Source organism: Phycicoccus endophyticus (assembly GCF_011326735.1).
Classification (GTDB): Bacteria; Actinomycetota; Actinomycetes; order Actinomycetales; family Dermatophilaceae; genus Phycicoccus; species Phycicoccus endophyticus.
Genome location: NZ_JAANCN010000008.1, coordinates 1 through 20040, shown reverse-complemented (window position 1 = coordinate 20040; position 20040 = coordinate 1). Strand labels below are relative to the sequence as shown.

At 74.9% G+C, this 20040-nt stretch carries 23 protein-coding genes and 1 pseudogene; 20 read left to right on the top strand and 4 right to left on the bottom strand.

The features are described 5' to 3' along the window. Position 1 precedes the first annotated feature (1 nt). A complete protein-coding gene (locus G8D98_RS10185; RefSeq protein WP_166102546.1) occupies positions 2 to 400 on the bottom strand; it encodes a hypothetical protein in 399 nt (132 codons plus the stop codon). Between the two features lie 125 nt (positions 401 to 525). On the opposite strand from G8D98_RS10185, the gene G8D98_RS10180 reads away from it, so the two are divergent. The 7 genes from G8D98_RS10180 (at position 526) to G8D98_RS10150 (ending at position 7800) form a co-directional block, all read left to right on the top strand. Then, on the top strand, positions 526 to 1416 hold the full coding sequence (locus G8D98_RS10180; protein WP_229661938.1) for a Rossmann-like and DUF2520 domain-containing protein: 891 nt from the start codon (positions 526 to 528) through the stop codon (positions 1414 to 1416). Further along, entirely contained in the window at positions 1417 to 2340 is a 924-nt protein-coding gene (gene panC / locus G8D98_RS10175; RefSeq protein ID WP_166102540.1) for a pantoate--beta-alanine ligase, read from the top strand. Further along, positions 2337 to 4043: an L-aspartate oxidase gene (locus tag G8D98_RS10170; protein ID WP_188744920.1), complete on the top strand. Its 1707-nt coding sequence runs from the start codon at positions 2337 to 2339 to the stop codon at positions 4041 to 4043. The genes panC and G8D98_RS10170 overlap by 4 nt, the downstream gene beginning before the upstream one ends. Then, the gene (gene nadC, locus G8D98_RS10165) at positions 4040 to 4927 is read left to right on the top strand and encodes a carboxylating nicotinate-nucleotide diphosphorylase (RefSeq protein ID WP_166102538.1); all 888 of its coding nucleotides are present in this window, start codon (positions 4040 to 4042) and stop codon (positions 4925 to 4927) included. Before G8D98_RS10170 ends, nadC begins: the two co-directional genes overlap by 4 nt. After that, complete coding sequence (locus G8D98_RS10160) at positions 4924 to 5553, top strand: flavin reductase family protein (protein ID WP_166102535.1); 630 nt, start codon at positions 4924 to 4926, stop codon at positions 5551 to 5553. Before nadC ends, G8D98_RS10160 begins: the two co-directional genes overlap by 4 nt. A gap of 53 nt (positions 5554 to 5606) precedes the next feature. Continuing rightward, the gene (locus tag G8D98_RS10155) at positions 5607 to 6074 is read left to right on the top strand and encodes an NUDIX hydrolase (protein WP_166102532.1); all 468 of its coding nucleotides are present in this window, start codon (positions 5607 to 5609) and stop codon (positions 6072 to 6074) included. 130 nt (positions 6075 to 6204) lie between these two features. Next, positions 6205 to 7800, top strand: coding sequence for an HNH endonuclease signature motif containing protein (locus G8D98_RS10150; protein ID WP_166102529.1), 1596 nt, complete (start codon positions 6205 to 6207; stop codon positions 7798 to 7800). 17 nt (positions 7801 to 7817) lie between these two features. Here G8D98_RS10150 and G8D98_RS10145 read toward each other — a convergent pair whose 3' ends face one another. Both G8D98_RS10145 and G8D98_RS10140 read right to left on the bottom strand, forming a co-directional pair. Further along, the gene (locus tag G8D98_RS10145) at positions 7818 to 8498 is read right to left on the bottom strand and encodes a class I SAM-dependent methyltransferase (protein WP_229661939.1); all 681 of its coding nucleotides are present in this window, start codon (positions 8496 to 8498) and stop codon (positions 7818 to 7820) included. Between the two features lie 17 nt (positions 8499 to 8515). Continuing rightward, positions 8516 to 9409, bottom strand: coding sequence for a DUF3109 family protein (locus G8D98_RS10140; protein WP_229661940.1), 894 nt, complete (start codon positions 9407 to 9409; stop codon positions 8516 to 8518). A gap of 68 nt (positions 9410 to 9477) precedes the next feature. On the opposite strand from G8D98_RS10140, the gene G8D98_RS10135 reads away from it, so the two are divergent. The 8 genes from G8D98_RS10135 to G8D98_RS10100 all read left to right on the top strand — a co-directional run bounded on the left by G8D98_RS10135 (position 9478) and on the right by G8D98_RS10100 (position 16125). Beyond that, positions 9478 to 10404 (top strand): Ppx/GppA family phosphatase, encoded by a 927-nt coding sequence (locus G8D98_RS10135; protein WP_166102527.1) that lies wholly within the window; start codon positions 9478 to 9480, stop codon positions 10402 to 10404. 2 nt (positions 10405 to 10406) lie between these two features. Next, positions 10407 to 11198, top strand: coding sequence for a sugar phosphate isomerase/epimerase family protein (locus G8D98_RS10130; protein ID WP_166102524.1), 792 nt, complete (start codon positions 10407 to 10409; stop codon positions 11196 to 11198). Positions 11199 to 11290: 92 nt separating this feature from the next. Then, complete coding sequence (locus G8D98_RS10125) at positions 11291 to 12052, top strand: ABC transporter ATP-binding protein (RefSeq protein WP_166102522.1); 762 nt, start codon at positions 11291 to 11293, stop codon at positions 12050 to 12052. Next, on the top strand, positions 12049 to 12789 hold the full coding sequence (locus tag G8D98_RS10120) for an ABC transporter permease (RefSeq protein ID WP_166102519.1): 741 nt from the start codon (positions 12049 to 12051) through the stop codon (positions 12787 to 12789). The genes G8D98_RS10125 and G8D98_RS10120 overlap by 4 nt, the downstream gene beginning before the upstream one ends. A 364-nt stretch (positions 12790 to 13153) precedes the next feature. After that, positions 13154 to 14101, top strand: coding sequence for a proline dehydrogenase family protein (locus G8D98_RS10115; protein ID WP_166102516.1), 948 nt, complete (start codon positions 13154 to 13156; stop codon positions 14099 to 14101). A 17-nt stretch (positions 14102 to 14118) separates the two neighbouring features. Then, positions 14119 to 14919 (top strand): pyrroline-5-carboxylate reductase, encoded by an 801-nt coding sequence (proC, locus tag G8D98_RS10110; protein ID WP_166102513.1) that lies wholly within the window; start codon positions 14119 to 14121, stop codon positions 14917 to 14919. Beyond that, positions 14912 to 15514, top strand: coding sequence for a GNAT family N-acetyltransferase (locus tag G8D98_RS10105; protein WP_166102511.1), 603 nt, complete (start codon positions 14912 to 14914; stop codon positions 15512 to 15514). Before proC ends, G8D98_RS10105 begins: the two co-directional genes overlap by 8 nt. Positions 15515 to 15597: 83 nt before the next feature. Beyond that, on the top strand, positions 15598 to 16125 hold the full coding sequence (locus tag G8D98_RS10100) for a GNAT family N-acetyltransferase (RefSeq protein ID WP_166102509.1): 528 nt from the start codon (positions 15598 to 15600) through the stop codon (positions 16123 to 16125). Between the two features lie 20 nt (positions 16126 to 16145). Here the strand turns inward: G8D98_RS10100 and G8D98_RS10095 are convergent, their stop codons facing one another. Next, entirely contained in the window at positions 16146 to 16811 is a 666-nt protein-coding gene (locus tag G8D98_RS10095; RefSeq protein WP_166102506.1) for a potassium channel family protein, read from the bottom strand. 76 nt (positions 16812 to 16887) lie between these two features. Here G8D98_RS10095 and G8D98_RS10090 point away from each other — a divergent pair, with 76 nt between their 5' ends. The 5 genes and pseudogenes from G8D98_RS10090 to G8D98_RS10070 all read left to right on the top strand — a co-directional run. After that, on the top strand, positions 16888 to 18078 hold the full coding sequence (locus G8D98_RS10090) for an acetoin utilization protein AcuC (protein WP_166102504.1): 1191 nt from the start codon (positions 16888 to 16890) through the stop codon (positions 18076 to 18078). Between the two features lie 184 nt (positions 18079 to 18262). Next, positions 18263 to 18463: a helix-turn-helix domain-containing protein gene (locus tag G8D98_RS10085; protein ID WP_166102834.1), complete on the top strand. Its 201-nt coding sequence runs from the start codon at positions 18263 to 18265 to the stop codon at positions 18461 to 18463. Between the two features lie 86 nt (positions 18464 to 18549). Further along, on the top strand, positions 18550 to 18648 hold the full coding sequence (locus tag G8D98_RS10080; protein WP_003792170.1) for a 30S ribosomal protein bS22: 99 nt from the start codon (positions 18550 to 18552) through the stop codon (positions 18646 to 18648). A 139-nt stretch (positions 18649 to 18787) separates the two neighbouring features. Continuing rightward, positions 18788 to 19837, top strand: a complete 1050-nt coding sequence (locus tag G8D98_RS10075) for an NAD-dependent epimerase/dehydratase family protein (protein ID WP_166102501.1) — start codon at positions 18788 to 18790, stop codon at positions 19835 to 19837. After that, positions 19837 to 20040, top strand: a pseudogene (locus G8D98_RS10070) (hypothetical protein); the annotation flags it as partial. The gene G8D98_RS10075 and the pseudogene G8D98_RS10070, both read left to right, overlap by 1 nt.

Sequence of the window (20040 nt, the reverse complement as noted above, 5' to 3'; positions counted from 1 at the left end):
GTCAGGCCCGACGCAGCGCCAGCCGGATCGCCGTGGCCCACACGAGACAGACGAGCACGAGGGCGCTGGCGAGCGTGGCATCCACCCGGCCGTCGCGGGTGGCCGCCTGGACGACGACGGCGGCCACGAGCGCGACGATCGCCGTGCGGCCGACGACGGCGAAGGACCACGTCGAGGCGGCGTGCTCGCGCTCGTCGAAGGGCTGGGCGGCATCGAGGCGCCTGGTGTCCGAGCCGCGGCCGCGTACCGCCCGCCACAGGACGACCCCGAGGGCGGCGGCCGTGCCGAGAAGCCCGGCCGCGAACCACCACACGCCGGTGGCGGTGCACCACAGGCCGCCGGCGACGACGACGGCGAGGAGGATCCGGTTGAACCAGGTGAGCTGCCGTGGCGTGTCCATGACGTCACCATGGCAAGCACGCTTGACATATGTCAAGGCTGCTTGCCATCGGCGGACGTCCGCGGCCGCCGGCCGGCGTGGCCGCCGGCGCGCCGCGGACGGAGGGCCGGGTAGCGTGCAGCGTCGTGGACGGCCTCGAGCACCCCGCGCGCCTCACCGTCGGAGTCGTCGGTGCCGGCCGGGTCGGCGCCGTGCTCGGCGCCGCCCTCGGTCGCGCCGGGCACCGGGTCACCGGCGCCTCTGCCGTCTCCGAGGCCAGCCGGGAGCGCGCGGCGGCACTGCTGCCCGGCGTCCCCGTCGCGGACGTCCCCACCGTCGTCGCGGGCGCCGAGCTCGTCCTCCTCGCCGTCCCCGACGACGCCCTCCCCGGCCTCGTCGCCGGGCTGTCCTCCACCGGCGCCTGGCAGGCGGGGCAGATCGTCCTGCACACGAGCGGCCGGCACGGCACCGCGGTCCTGGACCCGGTGCGGGCCCACCACGCCCTCCCGCTCGCCCTGCACCCGGCGATGACCTTCACCGGGACGCCGATGGACCTGGACCGGCTGGCCGAGTGCGCCTTCGGGGTCACCGCCGACGAGCCGTTGCGCCCCGTCGCCGAGGCGCTCGTCCTCGAGATGGGGGGCAGCCCGGTCTGGGTGGCCGAGGTCGACCGGGTCGCCTACCACTGCGGCCTCGCCCACGGCGCCAACCACCTCGTCACGCTGACCGCCGAGGCGCTGCAGGTGCTCGCGCGCGCCGGAGTCGCCGAGCCACGTGCGCTGCTCGGCCCGCTCATGCACGCCGCCCTCGACAACGCCCTGCGGATGGGTGACGCCGCCCTCACCGGCCCGGTCGCGCGCGGCGACGCCGGTACCGTGAGGGACCACCTGCGCGAGCTGGACCGGCTCGCCCCCGAGATCCGGAGGACCTACGTGGCGCTCGCCCGGGCGACCGCGCTGCGCGCGCTCGACGACGGCCGGCTGCGCCCGGACGACGCGGCGGCGCTGCTGGACATCCTCGCCGACCAGGAGCGTTGAGTGACCACCACCACCGCGGCGCCCGTCGTCGCCCACACCCGCGCCGAGCTCGAGGCCGCCCGGGAGGGGCTCGCCAGCCGTGACGTCGCCGTCGTCATGACGATGGGCGCCCTCCACGAGGGGCATGCCCGGCTCATCCGGGCCGCCCGGCAGCGGCACGCGCACGTGGTCGTGACGATCTTCCTCAACCCCCTGCAGTTCGGGCCCAAGGAGGACCTCTCGCGCTACCCGCGCACGTTCGAGGACGACATGGCGATCTGCACGGCCGCCGGGGTCGACGTGGTCTTCGCGCCGACCCCGGACGTCGTCTACCCCGACGGCGACCCCGGGGTGCGGGTCTCGGCGGGGCCTCTGGGCGAGGTCCTCGAGGGGGCCTCCCGGCCGGGCCACTTCGACGGCGTGCTCACGGTCGTCGGCAAGCTGCTCCACCTCACCGCGGCGCGCAGCGCCTACTTCGGGCAGAAGGACGCCCAGCAGCTCCTCCTCATCCGCCGGATGGTCCGCGACCTCGACTTCCCCGTCGAGGTCGTCTCGGTGCCCACGGTGCGCGAGGAGGACGGCCTGGCGATGAGCAGCCGCAACACCTACCTCACGGAGACCGACCGCGAGGTCGCCCTCTGTCTGAGCCGGGCCCTGCGTGCCGGTGCCGAGGCCGCCGTCTTCGGCCCCTCGGCGGTGCGCCGGGCGGCCCGCGAGGTGCTCGTCGAGGAGCCGCTCGCCCTCGTCGACTACCTCGTCCTCGTCCATCCGGACACCCTCGCCGACGTCCCGGAGTGGTACCGCGGCCAGGCCCTGCTCGCGGTGGCCGCGCGGATCGGCACGACCCGGCTGATCGACAACACCCCGCTCGTCGTCGGCCCCGGGGGAGGGGCCCTCGAGGTGTTCTCCGACGTCCCCCACGCCCCGGGCGGAGGCGCGCGGTGACCGTGCCGCCGCGGGTCCCCCGTCGGCTCGCGGCCCCGGCACCGGGGTGGACCGCGGAGGCCGACGTCGTCGTCGTCGGCTCCGGCATCGCCGGGCTCACGTGCGCGCTCCGGCTGCGCGAGCGGGTCGAGCGCGTGCTGCTCGTGACCAAGACGGTCCTCTCGGCCGGCTCGACCGAGTGGGCCCAGGGCGGCATCGCCGCGGCCATGGACCCCGAGGACACCCCGCAGGAGCATCTCGAGGACACCCTGGTCGCCGGCGTCGGGCTCTGCGACGTCGACGCCGTGCGCGCGCTCGTCACCGAGGGGCCCGACCGGGTGCGCGAGCTCGTCGGGCTCGGTGCGAACTTCGACGTCGACGCCGGGGGGGACCTGCGGCTCACCCGCGAGGGGGGCCACCACCGCGACCGGATCGCCCACGCCGGCGGTGACGCGACCGGGGCCGAGATCTCCCGGGCGCTCATCGCGGCCCTGCGCACGGTGCTCGACGACCCCGGCATCGAGGTCGTCGAGCACGCGCTCGTCGTCGACCTGCTCGGCGCGGCCGACGGCTCGGTGTGCGGGGTGACGCTGCACGTCATCGGCGAGGGGCAGGTCGACGGTGTCGGTGCCGTGCGGGCCCGGGCGGTCGTCCTCGCGACCGGGGGTCTCGGCCAGATCTACACCTCGACGACCAACCCTCCGGTCGCGACCGGCGACGGGATGGCCGCCGCGCTGCGGGCCGGCGCCCGGCTGGCCGACCTCGAGTTCGTCCAGTTCCACCCGACGGTGCTCTACCTCGGCGAGGGGTCCACCGGGCAGCAGCCGCTCGTCTCGGAGGCCCTGCGCGGCGAGGGTGCGGTGCTCGTCGACGACCGCGGCGAGCGGGTCATGGCCGGCCGCCACGAGCTCGCCGACCTCGCGCCGCGCGACGTCGTGGCCCGCGGCATCCTCCAGGTGATGGCCGAGCGCGGCCTCGAGCACGTCTGGCTCGACGCCCGGCACCTCGGCGCGCCGTTCCTCGAGCGGCGCTTCCCGTCGATCGTCGCACGGTGCCGGGAGCTCGGCGTGGACCCGGCGACCGAGCTGCTCCCGGTCGCACCGGCCCAGCACTACGCCTCCGGCGGTGTCGAGACCGACCTGCTCGGGCGCACCTCGCTCACGGGGCTGTCCGCGTGCGGCGAGGTCTCCTGCACCGGCGTCCACGGGGCCAACCGGCTGGCCTCGAACTCCCTCCTCGAGGGGCTCGTCTTCGCCCACCGGATCGCCGACGACCTCGGGGCACGCCTGGCGGCCGGCGAGCTGCCCGCCGGCCGCGTGCCGGTCGAGCCCGGCGGCCGGCCGGCCGACCTGCTCGACTCCTCCCACCGGGTCCGGCTCCAGCGCGCGATGACCCGCGGGTGCGGGCCGGTGCGCACCGCCGAGAGCACCCGCGAGGCCGCCGCTGAGCTGGCGGAGCTGGCCGCGCTGCCGACGGGCGCGGCCGAGCCCGGGCCGCGGACCTGGGAGACGACGAACCTGCTGCACCTCGGCCAGGCGCTGGCCCTGCTCGCGCACCGCCGCGAGGAGACCCGGGGCGGGCACCTGCGCGCCGACCATCCGCAGCGCGACGACGACCGGTGGCTGACCCACCAGCGCGTCACCCGGGGCGAGGACGGTGTGCTCGTCGTCACCGAGCGTCCGGTGAGCACGCACGGCGACACAGCGGTCGGTGGCGCGGCATGAGCGACCACGGGTTCCCCGAGGAGGAGGCCCTCCTCGTCGTCGAACGGGCCCTCGACGAGGACCTCGGCAGCGCCGGCTCCGGCGGCCGGGACGTCACGACCCTGGCCACCATCGCGCCGGGCCAGGAGTCCGTCGCCCACCTCGTCGCCCGCGGGCCGGGCGTCCTCGCCGGGATGCGGGTGGTCGCCCTCGTCCTCGACGCCGTCGCGCGCCGGCTGGGCACCGGGTGGGTGGACGTCGAGCCGCACCGGCCCGAGGGAGCGGTGGTCGAGCGCGGGGCGCACCTGGCGACCCTTCGTGGTCCGACCCGGACGATGCTCGTGGCCGAGCGCACCGTCCTCAACGTCCTCTGCCGCACCTCGGGGGTGGCGACGCACACCCGCCGCTGGGCCGACGCGCTCGCCGGCACCGGTGCCCTCGTCCTCGACACCCGCAAGACGACCCCCGGGCTGCGGGCCCTGGAGAAGTACGCGGTGCGCTGTGGGGGCGGGACGAACAAGCGGATGGGCCTCTACGACGTGGCGATGGTCAAGGACAACCACAAGCTCGCCGCCGGCGGGCTCACCGGGGCGTGGGCCGCCGTGCGCCGCGCCTACCCCGACGTCGAGATCCAGGTGGAGGTCACGACCGTCGCCGAGGCGCTCGAGGCCGTCGGCGTCGGGGCGCGGTTCCTGCTGTGCGACAACATGTCTCCGGCGCTGCTGCGGGAGACCGTCGACGCGGTCCGGGGCACCGGGGAGCGGGTCGAGCTCGAGGCCACCGGCGGGCTGACCCTCGAGGTGGCCCGCGAGTACGCGCAGACGGGTGTGGACTTCCTCTCGGTCGGCGCGCTGACGCACTCCTCGCCGATCGTCGACATCGCCCTGGACGTGGAGCCGGCATGAGGCACGAGCTGCCCGTCGGCCACGGACCCGAGGAGGCCCGGATGGCCCCCGGCGCCGCGTACCGGCTCATGACGGCGGCGGTCGTGCCCCGGCCGATCGCCTGGGTGAGCACGCGCTCGACCACCGGGGTCGACAACCTCGCACCGCACTCCTTCTTCACCGTCGCGAGCACCGACCCCGCGATGCTGGCGTTCACCTCCGTCGGCCGCAAGGACACGCTGCGCAACATCGAGGCCACCGGCGAGCTCGTCGTCAACCTCGCGCCGGAGCCGCTGTTCGAGGTCGTCAACGCGACGAGCACGGACTACCCCCCGCAGCTCGGCGAGTTCGACGCCGAGGGCGTCGAGCGCGAGCCGTCCCGCACCGTGACCCCCTTCCGGGTCGCGGGGTCGCCGGTCGCCTTCGAGTGCCGGCTGCACGAGGTCCGCCCGACCGGCAACTGCTTCGTCGTCGTCGCCCTCGTCCTGCACGTCGCGGTGTCCGAGCGGGTCGTCGCGGCGCAGGACATGCTCCGCCGCCCTCACCTGGACATCAGGGCCCTGGACCCCCTCGCACGTCTCGGCGCCGACGAGTGGGGCCGCCTCGGGGAGATCCGCACGATCCAGCGGCCACGGTACGAGGGCTGACGCCGGCCCACCCGGGGCGCGGCCCCGGTCGGGTGCGCCCCTAGGGTGGCCGGGTGGCGACCCCCGAGTTCATCCTCCGGCTGCGCGCGTCCGTCGGGCACGAGCTGCTCTGGCTGCCGGGCGTGACCGCGGTGGTCCTCGACGGGGAGCGCGTCCTCCTCGTGCGCCGGTCCGACGACGGGCGGTGGACGCCGGTCACCGGCATCTGCGACCCGGGTGAGCACCCGGCGAGGACGGCCATGCGCGAGTGCCTCGAGGAGACCGGGGTCCGGTGCGCCGTGGAGCTGCTCGCCTGGGTGGACGTCACCGGCGTCGTCGAGTACCCGAACGGCGACCGCTCGCAGTACGTCGACCACACCTTCCGCTGCCGGTACGTCGGCGGGGAGGCGCACGTGGCCGACGACGAGTCGTCGGACGTCGCCTGGTTCCCGCTGGACGGCCTGCCGGAGATGGATGCCGACCACCTCGAGCGGGTGCGGACGGCGGTCTCGCACGAGGGCCCGAGCAGGCTGACCCCGTGAGCCACACCCGCCTCTGACGTCCCTGCTGGGCCAGCAAAAGCGTTGTGATCCAGAGGAATTGGTCTTTTCAAACCCTTGTTCGAGTCGGTGGTCCGGAGTAGGATCGTCTCAACGAGGGGAGGGGGAGCCGATGACCACCACGACCGGTCCGACGGACGTCGCCGACGCCGCGCGAGCGGCTCGCCGGGTGGTCGAGCAGGTCCTCTCGCCGGCGGAATGCGTGGGCTCGGTCGAGGAGTGGTCGGCCGCCCTCGGTGAGCTGCAGGTGCTGGCGAACCTCGTCGCGGCGGCGCAGGACGAGGCCATCGTGCGGCTCGCGGCGATCGAGCCCGAGGTCCTCGAGACCGGGGAGCTGGTGGAGGCCCATCGCGCCCTCGGGCACGTGTCGCTCGACGCACCGCCGATCGTGTCCGGCGTCCTCACCGTCACCGCCGTGCACGCCGAACGACGCGTGCGGGAAGCAGTCCGGAGGGCGGCCGACGGGCCCGAGGGCACCGACACCAGCACCGGCCTCGGTGGGCTCCACGCCGCGACGAGCGACGGCCGGCTCGATGGGTACCGCGCCGGGGTCGTCGCGTACGAGCTCGAGGAGGTCCCGGCCGAGGTCGCCGCCACCGTCGTCGACGCCCTCGACCAGTGGTTCGACCGCGAGGACGCCACGCGGCTGCGCAAGCGCGTCCGGGGGGTGCTGGCCTCCATCAGCCCCGACCTGCTCCGCCGGCGCGCCGTCCGCGCACGGTCACGGTCGTCGCTGCAGCGGTGGGTCGACGAACCCGGCGTCGACACCTGGCACGGCACCTTCCCCAGCGAAGAGGCCTGCGCCGCCTGGGCGGCCGTCGACGCCCTCGCCCAGCAGTACGTCACCGACGGCACCTGCGAACGCATCGACCGCGCCCGCGCCAAGGCCCTGACCGACCTCGTGACGAGCAACGCGACCATCGACCTCCAGGTGCACATGGTCGGCACGGCGAGCGCTCCGGATCCGGGGCGTCTGGCGCACGCACCGTCCCGTCCGCAGACCGCGCCGGCAGGTGGTGACCTCGTCTCCGTTCACGGCGCCGTGCCCGGCGAGCCGGTCCTCGTCTCCCGGGGCTGGCTCCAGCAGGCCATCGCGGACACGACCACCCGCACCGACCGGTACGGGCGCGTCGTCCTCGACCCGGCCACCGGCGCCCTCACCGGCGAGATCCGCGACGAGGACACCACCGACGGCTACCGGCCCGGCGCCCGCCTCACCCGCCTCGTCAAGGCCCGGGACGGGCACTGCCGCTTCCCCGGCTGCCACGTCGCCGCCCGCTTCTGCGATCTCGACCACGTCACCCCCTGGCCCAGCGGCTCCACCACCGCCACCAACCTCGCCTGCCTCTGCCGCCGGCACCACCGCACCAAACAGCGACCCGGCTGGACCGCCCGACTGGACCCGGACGGGACGATGACCTGGACCGACCCCACCGGACGGCAGCGCACCACCCACCCCGTCGACCACCGACCACTCACCCTGCCCGACACCGGAACCGACACCACCGACCCGCCCGCCAACCCGTGCCTCGTCTACCCCGACGCACCCCACTCCGTCCTCGAGTTCGCGATGGAGCACACCCTCGGCGGCCGCGACCGGTTGCCGAAGAAGTGCCGCGTCCACATCCACCGACCCCACCGGTGGACCACCCTCGACCTCACCGAGGCGTCGGCCCAACCACCTGGACCGGCCGCGCCCCCGTTCTGACCGTGCGTGAGCCGACGTCAGTAGCGGCGCCAGCGGAGGGAGACCGCGTAGTCGACCTCGAGCCCCGCGTGCTCGGCCAGCACGGCATCCGCCGCCGCCGGCGGGAGCTCGATCCGCACGACGGCCTCGAGGTCGGCCCGGCGCTCGAAGCCCCAGCGGATCGTCAGGGCTTCGGTGGTGAACCCCTGCCGGTCCCAGAACCGCTGCACCGCAACGGGGTCGTAGGCCGGGTAGGCCCGGGAGAACCACGTCCCGAACGTCGAGCGCGTCGCGTCGTTGTCGACGAGGCAGGCCACGCCACCCGGGCGCAGCACCCGGGCCACCTCGGCCAGCCCGGGCTCGCACCCCGGCCCGAAGAAGTAGGCCCAGCGGGCGTGCACCACGTCGACCGAGCCGGTCGCGACCGGCAGGGACTCGGCCTCGCCGGCGACGACCCGGGCCGGGGAGGACCCCGCGCGCAGCCGCGCGGCGGCCCGGTGCACGAGCGGCAGGTGGGGCTCGACCCCGAGCACCCCGGCCCCGCGGGCGGCGAAGCGCGGCAGGTGGAAGCCACTGCCGCAGCCGACGTCGAGCAGGACGGCCCCGCGCAGCGGGGCGAGCCGCTCGAGGGTGTCGTCGATGACGCCCTCCCGGTCGGAGGCGAGGTTCTCGAGCTCGTAGACCTCCGGGGTGTCCCAGATGTTCGGGCTGCGGATCACGGGTGGACCGGCCGCCCTCAGGTGGGGCGCCCGGGGCCGGCGCCCTCGTCGGGCAGGGCCGTGGTGCCCCGGCGGCGCTTGACCTTCGCCCGCCGTCCCCCGATGCTGCCGGCCTCGACGGTGGCGGGGTGCACGAGCAGCGGGATCAGCTGACGGGCGCCGGCCGAGCGGGCGTGGCGCACCATCGCCAGGTGGGCCTCGCAGCGCACGACGAGCTCCTCGTAGGCGGGCTCGCCCATGAGGGCGACGAGCTCGGCGCGGCTGCCGCGGTACACCGGCTCGCGTCCCACGTGCGCCTCCGGGTCCGAGGAGCAGTACCAGTCGAGGTCGTGGCCCCCCGGGCCCCACCCGCGCCGGGTGTACTCGCCGATCGTCACCTCGAGGTAGGAGCTGCCGTCGGGCTCCTCGACGGTGCGGTAGGCGCGGCGCAGGGGCAGCTGCCAGCAGACGTCCGGCTTGGCCTCGTGCGGCGGCCGTCCGGTGAGGACGGCGTGCTGGTGGAGGGCGCACCCGGCGCCGGCGGGGAAGCCGGGGCGGTTGAGGAAGATGCACGCACCGTCGACGACGCGGGTCTTGCGCTCGCCGTCCTCGAGCTCGGTCCAGGCCGACCGGCGGGCGGGGTCCTTCCCGCCGGAGCGGCCCGTGCCGGGGTGGTGCTGCCACTCGTCCTCGCCGAGCTCGGCGACGACCGCCTGGACCCGCTCGAGGTCGTCCTCGTCGGTGAAGTGCGCGCCGAGGGTGCAGCACCCGTCGTCCGGTCGGTCGGCGTAGATGCCGTGGCAGCCGGCACCGAAGATGCACGTCCAGCTGGAGGTGAGCCAGGTCAGGTCGACCCGGAAGCGCTGGCCCGGGTCCGCCGGGTCGGCGAACTCGGCCCAGGTCCGGGGGATGTCGAGCGGCGCTTCGGGCACCGCCCCACCCTATGCACGGGCCAGGGCGCAGCGGTCCCGGCCCACGCCGCACCGGCTAGTTTGGGCCCATGCGCCTCGGGGTCGTCGACGTAGGGTCGAACACCGTCCATCTGCTCGTCGTCGACGCCCATCCCGGGGCCCAGCCCATCCCGGCGAGCAAGCACAAGATCGAGCTGCGGCTGTCCGAGCACGTGACCGACGACGGTCGGATCGCCGACGAGGGGCGCGCACGCCTCACCGACTTCGTCGCGCAGTGCGTGACGGTCGCCGAGGACCAGGGGGTCCAGGACCTGCGGGGCTTCGTCACGAGCGCGATCCGGGAGGCGCCCAACGGCGCAGAGGTCCTCGACCACGTCGCCGAACGCACGGGCGTCCGCCTCGACGTGCTCACCGGCGAGGAGGAGGCCCGGCTCACCTTCCTCGCCGTGCGTCGCTGGTTCGGCTGGTCCGCGGGCACGCTGCTCGTCGCCGACATCGGCGGCGGGTCGCTCGAGCTGGCCCTCGGGATGGACGAGGACCCCGACGTCGCCATCTCGGTGCCTCTCGGGGCCGGTCGGGTCACCCGCGACCTGCTCCCCGGCGACCCGCCGTCCCCAGCGGACGTCCGGGAGGCCCGCCGCCGGGTGCGGGCGACGATCGCGGCACAGCTGCGGCCGCTCACCCGCGCGGGCGCCCCCGACCTGGCCGTCGGGACGTCGAAGACGATGCGCTCGCTCGCCCGGGTCTGCGGGGCCGCGCCGAGCTCGGAGGGGATGTACGCCGAGCGGTACCTGCCGCGTGAGCGCCTCGGGGAGCGGCTGCCCGAGCTGGCCACGATGACCGCCGCCGAGCGTGCCGACCTGCCGGGCGTCTCCGCCTCGCGCTCCCGGCAGCTGCTCGCCGGTGCGGTCGTCGCCGACGCCACGATGGACCTGCTCGGGCTCGACCGCCTCCAGATCTGCCCGTGGGCTCTGCGCGAGGGCATCCTGCTGCGTCACCTGGACCGGATGGGCTGATCGTGCCGGCGCAGGTCACCCTCTCGACCGCCTCGGTGTACCCCGAGGGCTGCGCGGCGGCCTTCTCCACGGCCGCCCGGCTGGGGTACGACGGCGTCGAGGTCATGGTGTGGACCGACCCCCTGACCCGGGAGGCCGGTGCCCTGCGCCGGCTCGCCGAGCACCACGGCGTGCCGGTCCGCTCGGTGCACGCCCCGACGCTGCTCGTGACCCAGCGGGTGTGGGGGACCGAGCCGTGGGGGAAGGTCGACCGGGCCGTCGAGCTCGCCCAGGCGGTGGGCGCCGACACCGTCGTGCTCCACCCGCCCTTCCGGTGGCAGCGGGAGTACGCCCGGGGCTTCGCCGACGGCGTGGCCCTGCGCGAGCACGACTCCGGCATCCGGCTCGCGGTCGAGAACATGTACCCCTGGCGGGCCGCCGCCCGCTCCCGCGAGGTGGAGGCCTACCTGCCGCACTGGGACCCCGTACCGCAGCCGTACGACCACGTGACGCTCGACCTCTCGCACACCGCCACCGCCGGGTCGGACGCCCTGGAGATGGTGCGTCGGCTCGGGCCACGGCTGGCCCACCTGCACCTCGCCGACGGCACCGGGGCCCCCCGGGACGAGCACCTCGTCCCGGGCAGGGGGACGCAGCCGTGCGCCGACGTCCTCGAGGAGCTCGCGACGGCCGGGTACACCGGCCAGGTCGTCGTCGAGGTCGGGACCCGGCGGGTCGACGAGCAGCGCCGCGAGCTCGACCTCGCCGAGGCGCTGGCCTTCGCCCGCCTCAACCTCGCCCCGCGCCCCGCCTGAGCCGGGCGCCCGGGTGCCGCGGCACGCCGCGTGGGCTGGCCTCTCCCCCTGGCGGCGGACGTGGGGGGCGTGTCGGTGGGACAGTGGTGCCCATGACGGACGCGGCCATCGTCGTCGAGGACCTGCGCGTGCTGCGCGGTGGCCGCGAGGTCCTGCCGGGGCTGTCGATGACCGTGCCGCGGGGCCAGGTCGTCGGGCTGCTCGGCCCGAGCGGCGGCGGGAAGTCCACGCTGATGCGCGCCCTCGTCGGCGTCCAGGTCGTCGCCGGCGGCACGGTGAGCGTCCTCGGGGCGCCGGCGGGCTCGGCGTCCCTGCGGCGACGGGTCGGCTACCTCACCCAGGCGCCGAGCGTCTACGCCGACCTCACCGTGCGCGACAACGTCCGCTACTTCGCCGCCGTCCTCGGCGCGGACGCGACGGCGGTGGAGCGGGCGATCGAGGCGGTCCACCTGAGCGACCACGCCGGTGCCCGGGTCGCGAACCTCTCCGGCGGGCAGCTGTCCCGGACGAGCCTGGCGTGCACCCTCGTCGGCGACCCGGAGGTCCTCGTCCTCGACGAACCGACCGTGGGGCTGGACCCGGTGCTGCGCCGCGAGCTGTGGGAGATCTTCCGCGGGCTGGCGGCCGAGGGGCGCACCCTCGTCGTCTCCAGCCACGTCATGGACGAGGCGGTGCGCTGCGACCGGCTGCTCCTGCTGCGTGCCGGGGCCCTGCTCAGCGACTCGACCCTCGCCGAGCTGCTCGCGCGCACGGGCACCGAGGACGCCGAGCCGGCTTTCCTCGCCCTCATCGACGCCGCCGAGGACGACGGGGGCTCCGGCCGCGGCCGGCGGGGCGCGGGGGCCGAGGCGTGAGGCCCCGGACCACGCTCGCGACCGCGGGCCGCATCCTGCGCCAGCTGCGCGGCGACCACCGCACCGTCGCGCTCATGCTCGTCGTGCCGTGCGTCCTGCTCGGCCTGCTCGCGTGGGTCTACTCGCAGGCACCGGGTGAGGTCTTCGACGAGGTCGGCCCCGCCCTCCTCGGGGTCTTCCCGCTGGTCGTGATGTTCATCGTCACGAGCATCGCCACGCTGCGCGAGCGCACGACCGGGACCCTCGAGCGGCTCCTCACGACCCCCCTCGGCAAGGGCGACCTCATGCTCGGCTACGCGCTGGCGTTCGGGGTGATGGCCGTCCTGCAGGCGCTCGTCGCGAGCGCCTTCGCCGTCTGGGTGTGCGGGCTGGACATCGAGGGGCCGGTGTGGCTGCTCGTCGTCATCGCCGTCGTCGACGCCGTCCTCGGGACCGCGCTCGGGCTGCTCGCGAGCGGGTTCGCGCGCACCGAGTTCCAGGCGGTGCAGTTCATGCCGGCGTTCGTCCTCCCCCAGTTCCTCCTGTGCGGCCTGCTTCTCCCGCGCGACCGGATGCCCGGCGTGCTCGAGGCGGTCTCGGACGTGCTGCCGCTGTCCTACGCCGTCGACGCGATGACCGACGTCGCGACCCAGGCCGACCCGCTCGGTGACGTGCTGCCGAGCCTCGGGGTCATGCTCGTCTGGGTGGCGCTCGCCCTCGTGCTCGGCAGCCTCACCCTCCGTCGCCGCACCCCCTGACCCCCGACCCCTGACCCCCGAACCCCGGCCCCCGAACCCGAACCCCGCCCGTCCCCGCACCCCGCCCCGACCCCCGAACCCCGCCTCGTCGTCGATCTGACCAATAGGTCACTTCAGGCACGGTGGCCGGGTTCGTTCGTGCCTGACGCTGTCGTCGATCTGACCTATTGGTCACTTGAGGCACGGTGGCCGGGCTCGTCCGTGCCTGACGCTGTCGTCGATCTGACCTATTGGTCACTTCAGGCACGGTGGCCGGGCTCGTCCGTGCCTGACGCTGTCGTCGATCTGACCTATTGGTCACTTCAGGCACGGTGACCTATTGGTCGCTCCGGGCACGGGGGGAGGTGCCGTTAGCCTGATCGGCGTGGACGCCTCCGACCTGCTCCGTGGAGCCCTGCTCCAGCTGTCCGAGTCCGAGACCGTGCGCTCCGCCGTCGTCCGGGCCCCGGTGAGCCGGGCGGTCGTCGACCGCTACGTCGCCGGCGAGGCCGTCCCGGACGCCGTCGGCGTCACCGGTGAGCTGCGCGCGACCAACCGGCTCGCGACCATCGACCACCTCGGGGAGGACGTCACCGACCGCGCCCAGGCCGAAGCGGCCCGCGACACCTACCTCGCCCTCGTCGACGCGCTCACCGAGGCCGACCTCGCCCGCTTCGGCGCCGCCGAGGTGAGCGTCAAGCTGAGCGCCGTCGGGCAGTCGATCCCGGGCGACGGCGACGCGATCGCCCTCGAGAACGTCCGTGCCATCTGCGAGGCGGCCGACCGGGCGGGCACGACGGTCACCATCGACATGGAGGACCACACCCGCACCGACCGCACCCTCGAGGCGGTCCGCGAGCTGCGCGCCGACTTCCCGTGGGTCGGGGCGGTCCTGCAGGCCTACCTGCACCGGACCGAGGCCGACTGCCGCGACCTCGCGGGCGCGGGCAGCCGGGTGCGGCTGTGCAAGGGCGCCTACAACGAGCCCTCGAGCGTCGCCTTCCAGGGCGGCGACGTCGACCTGTCCTACGTGCGCTGCCTCAAGGTCCTCATGGCCGGCGAGGGCTACCCCATGGTCGCGACGCACGACCCACGCCTCGTCGAGATCGCCCAGGCGCTCGCGTCCCACCACCAGCGCTCACCGGACTCCTACGAGTTCCAGATGCTCCTCGGGGTCCGCGCCGGCGAGCAGAAGCGGATCGCCGACCGGGGCCACCAGATGCGCGTCTACGTCCCGTTCGGCGCGGATTGGTACGGCTACCTCGTCCGCCGCCTGGCCGAGCGCCCGGCCAACGTCCGCTTCTTCCTGCGCTCGCTCGCCGGCAGCGGCTGACGGCTAGGGTCGGGCCCATGGGTACGGTCGCGATCTTCGGTGCCGGTGTCATGGGCGAGACCCTCCTGTCGGGGCTGCTGCGTGCCGGCCGCCCGACGGACTCGCTGCTCATCACCGAGCGCAGGCCCGAACGCGCCGCCGAGCTCACCGAGCGCTACGGCGTACGGGTCACCGACAACGTCGCCGCCGCGACCGCCGCCCAGACGCTCGTCCTCGTCGTCAAGCCCCAGGACATGGGCGCCCTCCTGACGGAGATCGCCCCCTACGTCGAGCCGGACGACCTCGTCGTCACCCTCGCCGCAGGCATCACGACCGCCTTCGTGGAGTCCCGTCTGCCCGAGGGGCGCTCGGTCGTGCGCGTCATGCCGAACACGCCGGCCCTCGTCGACCAGGGGATGGCCGCGGTCAGCGCCGGCACCCACTGCCCGCCCGAGCACGTCGCCGAGGCCCAGGGCCTGCTCGCCGCGGTCGGCAAGGTCCTCGAGGTGCCCGAGGGGCTGCAGGACGCCGTCACGGCGATCTCCGGCAGCGGCCCGGCGTACATCTTCTACGTCGTCGAGGCGATGATCGAGGCCGGTGTCGTCCTCGGGATGCCCCGGGCGACCGCGAGCGAGCTCGTCGTCCAGACGCTCGTCGGCGCGGCGACGATGATCCGGGAGACCGGCCAGCATCCGACGGTCCTGCGCGAGCAGGTCACCTCGCCCGGGGGGACCACCGCGGCCGCCCTGCGCGAGCTGGACGACCACAAGGTGCGGGCGGCGTTCATCAGCGCGATGGAGGCCGCGGCCACCCGCAGCCGCGAGCTCGCCGGTGGCTGACGCGGCCGAGGGCCCGCCCGAACACCGACCCGAGGACACCTCCACGAGCCCGACCCACAGGCCGCTCGCGGGCACCCCCGACGAGCCCCGGCCCGGCCTGGCGCCCCCGCTGCGGGTCGAGCGCGTCACCGACGCGACCTGGGCGGACTACCGCGCGGTCCGGCAGGCCGCCCTCATCGACACCCCCCGCGCCTTCTGGACCACGTACGCGCAGAGTGCCCGGCGCAGCGACGAGGAGTGGCGGGCCATGGTCGCCGGCGGCCCGGCGCTGTGGCTCGCCCGCGACGGCGAGCGCCCCGTCGGCACCGTCGGGCTGTGGCGCGCCGACGACCAGCCCGCGGGCGAGGCCCACCTCATCGGGATGTGGGTGAGCGGTGGCGAGCGGGGCAGCGGGGTGGCCGAGGCGCTCGTGGCCGCGCTCGTCGAACACGCCCGGGGCGAGGGAGTCCGTCGGCTGACCCTGGATGTCGCGCGCGAGAACCTCCGCGCCCGCCGCTTCTACGCCCGGGCCGGCTTCGTGCCCACCGGTCAGACGGGCGCGATGCCCTGGGACCCCTCGTGCGTCGAGCTGCGGATGGCCCTCGACCTGGGATGACGCCGAGCCGCCGGCGAGGAGGGCCACGAGCAGGGCGGCCCCCCTTGCCTGCGCGGCGGGGTCTCGTGGGAGAGTGACGTGCCATGAGCGACATCTCCGTGCGCGCCCTCGGCGCCGAGGACTGGGAGCAGTACCGCTCGATGCGGCTCACGGCGCTGCGCGAGTCGCCCGAGGCGTTCGTCGCCAAGCTCGCGGACGAGGAGAGCGAGCCGGAGGCGTTCTGGCGGGCCCGGATGGAGCGCTCCACCCGCCTGCTCGCCGAGCGCGACGGCGAGGCCCTCGGCATCGCGAGCGTCGGCGAGGTCGGCGAGGACCACGAGGGTCACGCCCAGCTCTTCGGCCTCTTCGTGCGGCCCGAGGCCCGCGGGACGGGCGTGGCAGCCGCCCTCGTGCGGGCCGGCGCCCGGGTGGCCACCGAACAGGGCCGCACCCAGCTCTACTACTGGGTGGGCACCGACAACGGCCGCGCGGTGGCCTTCGCGAGCAGCTTCGGGTTCCGCCCCACCGGGACCCGCCGCCCGATGCGGGTGGTCTCCGAGGACGACGGCGAGGAGGAGATCGCGATGACCCTTCCGCTCTCCGGCGACCGCGGGGGCATGCCCGACTTCTGAGCGCCGGCCGCCGGCCCGGGCTACGGCCGGGCCGCGAGCCGCTCGATGAGCGTCGTCGGGCCGCTGACGATGAGGGTGTCGTGCGCCGAGACCTTCGTCGAGGGGACCGCGTAGGTGAAGTCCTCCCCGGGGGACTTCACCCCGACGACGGTCACGCCGTACTTGCTGCGCACCTGGCTCTGCTCGAGGGTGAAGCCGATGGTCTCGGTCGGGGGGCGCATCTTGACGATGGCGAACCCGTCGTCGAACTCGATGTAGTCCTGCATCCGGCCGCCGACGAGGTGGGCCACCCGGCGCCCGGTGTCGGCCTCGGGACGCACGATGTGGTGCACGCCGATCCGGTCGAGGATGCGCGCGTGCTCGGGCGAGAGCGCCTTGGCCCAGATCGCCGGGACGCCCGCGTCGACGAGGTTGGCCGCCGCGAGCACCGACGCCTCGACCGAGGAGCCGATCGCCACGACGGCGATCCGGAAGCGCTGCGCCTTGGCGTCGCGGATGACCGTGACGTCGCTGGCGTCGCCGTGGACGACCTGGGAGATCCGCCCGAGGAACTTCTCCGCGAGGAAGCCGTCGCGCTCGATCGCGGTCACCCGGTGCCCGAGCCGCCGCAGCTCGAGGGCGGCCGCGGCCCCGAACCGTCCGAGGCCGATGACGAGCACCTCGTCGTCGTGCGTGGTCCGCGTCATCGCCCTGGGTCTCCTCCCGGTCGGCGGCGGTGCGGGTCCAGCCTGCCACGGACCGGCCGGCGAGTAGCGTGGCGGCATGGCCCCACGGACGAGCGTCATCTGGGATGACGGCTTCACCGCCTACGACTTCGGGCCCGAGCATCCGATGGCGCCCGTGCGGCTGGACCTCACGACCCGGCTGGCCCGCTCCCTCGGTGTCCTCGACCACGTCGACGTCCTCGCGCCAGGCATCGCCGACGACGCCCTGCTGGAGACCGCGCACGACGCGGAGTACGTCGAGGCGGTCAAGGCGGCCTCGGCCGACCCCTCCCGGGCCGACACCCACCGCGGCCTCGGCACCGAGGACGACCCCGCCTTCCACGGCATGCACGAGGCCTCGGCCCGGATCGTCCAGGGCACCGTCGACCTGTGCCGCCGGGTCTGGGAGGGCGAGGCCGAGCACGGGGTGAACTACTGCGGCGGGCTGCACCACGCGATGCGCACGCACGCCAGCGGCTTCTGCATCTACAACGACATCGCCGTCGGGATCCAGTGGCTGCTCGACCACGGGGTCTCGCGGGTCGCCTACGTCGACATCGACGTCCACCACGGCGACGGCGTGGAGCGGGCCTTCTGGAACGACCCGCGCGTCCTCACGGTCTCGGTCCACGAGAACGGCCGGCACCTCTTCCCGGGCACCGGGTGGCCCGGCGACGTCGGCGGGCCGGACGCCCGAGGGAGCGTCGCCAACGTCGCCCTGCCGCCGGGGACGAGCGACGCGGCCTGGCTGCGCGCCATCGACGCCGTCGTCCCCCACCTCGTGCGGGCCTTCGCGCCCGAGGTGCTCGTGACGCAGCACGGCTGCGACACCCATCTGGAGGACCCGCTCGCCCACCTCGCGATCACCGTCGACGCCCAGCGCCGTGCCCACGACGAGCTGCACACCCTGGCGCACGAGGTGACCGGGGGACGCTGGGTGGCCCTCGGCGGTGGCGGCTACGAGCTCGTCGACGTGGTCCCGCGCTCGTGGACGCACCTGACGGCGATCGCGGCGCACCACCCGCTCGAGGTGGCCACCGAGGTGCCGCAGGAGTGGCGCGAGCACGTCGAGCGCCTTCTCGGGCGGCAGGCGCCGCGGCGGATGGGCGACCTGCCGCCGGACCGGCTGCCGATCTGGGTGCAGCCGTGGAGCATGGGGCACAACCCCGAGAGCCCCCTGGACCGGGCCGTCTTCGCCACCCGGCAGGCCGTCTTCCCCTTCCACGGGCTCGACCCGTGGTTCGACTGACCCGCGGCTGACGAGCCCCACCCGCACGAGGTGGCGCCCCGGCGGCGTGTCGGCTGGACAGACGGACCAATTCCGTCCAATCCCCTTCACAGTGGCCACAACTGCCCCTATGGTTGCGACAGCACGCCGCAGGGTGCCACGCCGGGTGTTCCGGCACTGCGGGGAGCAGAAGATCGAGGTCACGATGTCCACGGAGCGCCAGCTCGGCGAGGTGCGGTTCCTCACCGTCGCCGAGGTCGCCACGATCATGCGCGTGTCGAAGATGACGGTCTACCGCATGGTCCACGCCGGGGAGCTCCCGGCGATCCGCGTCGGTCGCTCGTTCCGGGTCCCCGAGGACGAGGTGCACACCTACCTGCGCAGCTCGTTCGTCGACACCGCCTGACCCCCACCGCGGGCGGTTTGGGGCCCGCCCGGGCCCGCCGGTAGGGTGGGCCGCTGCACCCCCCGTACCACTGCGAGGAACATCCCATGGGTTCTGTCATCAAGAAGCGGCGCAAGCGGATGGCCAAGAAGAAGCACCGCAAGCTGCTGCGCAAGACGCGTCACCAGCGTCGCAACAAGAAGTGACCACGGGTCACTGAGCCGCCGAAGGTCCCCGGCCGTCGCCGGGGGCCTTTGTCGTGCCCGGGGGCGGCGCCCCCCCGGCGGGCGCGCACCCTCGGTAGTGTCGGCCGCAGAGGACACCGACCGGAGGGAGGACCCGCTCATGGCGAGGGTCGTGCTCGTGACCGGGGTCTCCCGCTACCTCGGGGGGCTGCTGGCGCGGCGGATCGCGGCCGAGCCGGGGGTCGAGCGGGTCGTGGGCGTCGACGTCATCCCCCCGCCGCACGACATCGGCGGCGTCGAGTTCGTGCGCGCCGACATCCGCAACCCGATGATCGGGCGGGTCATCGAGTCGGCGGGCGTCGAGACCGTCGTGCACATGAACGTCATCGCGACGCCGACCTTCGTCGGGGGGCGCACCCCGCAGAAGGAGATCAACGTCATCGGGACGATGCAGCTGCTCGCCGCCTGCCAGCGCTCGAGCACCGTGCGCCGGCTCGTCGTGAAGTCCTCCGGAGCCGTCTACGGGTCCTCGTCCGGTGACCCGGCGATGTTCACCGAGGACATGGGGCCCCGCGCCCACCCACGCGGCGGCTTCGGGAAGGACTCCCTCGAGGTCGAGGGCTACGTGCGCGGGTTCGCCCGTCGCCGGCCGGACACCGAGATCCTCCTGCTGCGCTTCGCCAACGTCGTCGGCCCGCGCATCCGCACCTCGCTCACCGACCACCTCTCGCTGCCGGTCATCCCGGTCCCCTTCGGCTACGACGCCCGCATGCAGCTGGTCCACGAGGAGGACGCCATCGACGCCCTCGTCCTGGCGAGCACGGGCTCGGTGACCGGCGTCGTCAACGTCGCGGGTGACGGCGTGGTCACGGTCCTGCAGGCGGCCGCCCTGCTCGGGCGCCCCGTGCTGCCCCTGCCGCTCGGCAGCGCGGGAGCCGTCGGCGGCCTCACCCGCCGGCTGCGGCTCGCCGACGTCTCACCGGACCTGATGTCCTTCCTCGCCTTCGGCCGGGGCATGGACACCACCCGGATGCGCCGTGACCTTCGCTTCGAGCCGGCGTACACGACCCGCGAGGCGCTCGAGGCGTTCGTCGCCTCGGTCGGTCCCGCACTCCCGGGAGCGGGCGCGCTCGCCGACCTCGTCGGCGGTGCCACCGGTGGGGCCGGGCGGGCCGTCCGGCGGGCGCTTACGGTCGGGGGTGGGCACTGATGGCCCGCCGGGACGCCCTCGCGGCCGGTGTCGAGCGCGCCGGGGGCGAGCGGGCGCGGCGGCGCTCGACCCCGCTCATCGGGGTCGACCCGGTGACCCCGCCGGAGGACGCCGCGCCCCCGCCGGAGGACGCCGCGCCCCCGCCGGAGGCGGGCGCCACCGGGTCGGGGGCCACGGCCCCGTCCACGGGGACGGCCCCGGCC

Coding starts and splice junctions, on each gene's coding strand:
- G8D98_RS10185 (WP_166102546.1), bottom strand. CDS start 400: ATGGACACGCCACGGCAGCTCACCTGGTTCAACCGGATCCTCCTCGCC.
- nadC (WP_166102538.1), top strand. CDS start 4,040: ATGAGCGACCACGGGTTCCCCGAGGAGGAGGCCCTCCTCGTCGTCGAA.
- G8D98_RS10160 (WP_166102535.1), top strand. CDS start 4,924: ATGAGGCACGAGCTGCCCGTCGGCCACGGACCCGAGGAGGCCCGGATG.
- G8D98_RS10150 (WP_166102529.1), top strand. CDS start 6,205: ATGACCACCACGACCGGTCCGACGGACGTCGCCGACGCCGCGCGAGCG.
- G8D98_RS10135 (WP_166102527.1), top strand. CDS start 9,478: ATGCGCCTCGGGGTCGTCGACGTAGGGTCGAACACCGTCCATCTGCTC.
- G8D98_RS10125 (WP_166102522.1), top strand. CDS start 11,291: ATGACGGACGCGGCCATCGTCGTCGAGGACCTGCGCGTGCTGCGCGGT.
- proC (WP_166102513.1), top strand. CDS start 14,119: ATGGGTACGGTCGCGATCTTCGGTGCCGGTGTCATGGGCGAGACCCTC.
- G8D98_RS10100 (WP_166102509.1), top strand. CDS start 15,598: ATGAGCGACATCTCCGTGCGCGCCCTCGGCGCCGAGGACTGGGAGCAG.
- G8D98_RS10095 (WP_166102506.1), bottom strand. CDS start 16,811: ATGACGCGGACCACGCACGACGACGAGGTGCTCGTCATCGGCCTCGGA.
- G8D98_RS10090 (WP_166102504.1), top strand. CDS start 16,888: ATGGCCCCACGGACGAGCGTCATCTGGGATGACGGCTTCACCGCCTAC.
- G8D98_RS10085 (WP_166102834.1), top strand. CDS start 18,263: ATGTCCACGGAGCGCCAGCTCGGCGAGGTGCGGTTCCTCACCGTCGCC.
- G8D98_RS10080 (WP_003792170.1), top strand. CDS start 18,550: ATGGGTTCTGTCATCAAGAAGCGGCGCAAGCGGATGGCCAAGAAGAAG.
- G8D98_RS10075 (WP_166102501.1), top strand. CDS start 18,788: ATGGCGAGGGTCGTGCTCGTGACCGGGGTCTCCCGCTACCTCGGGGGG.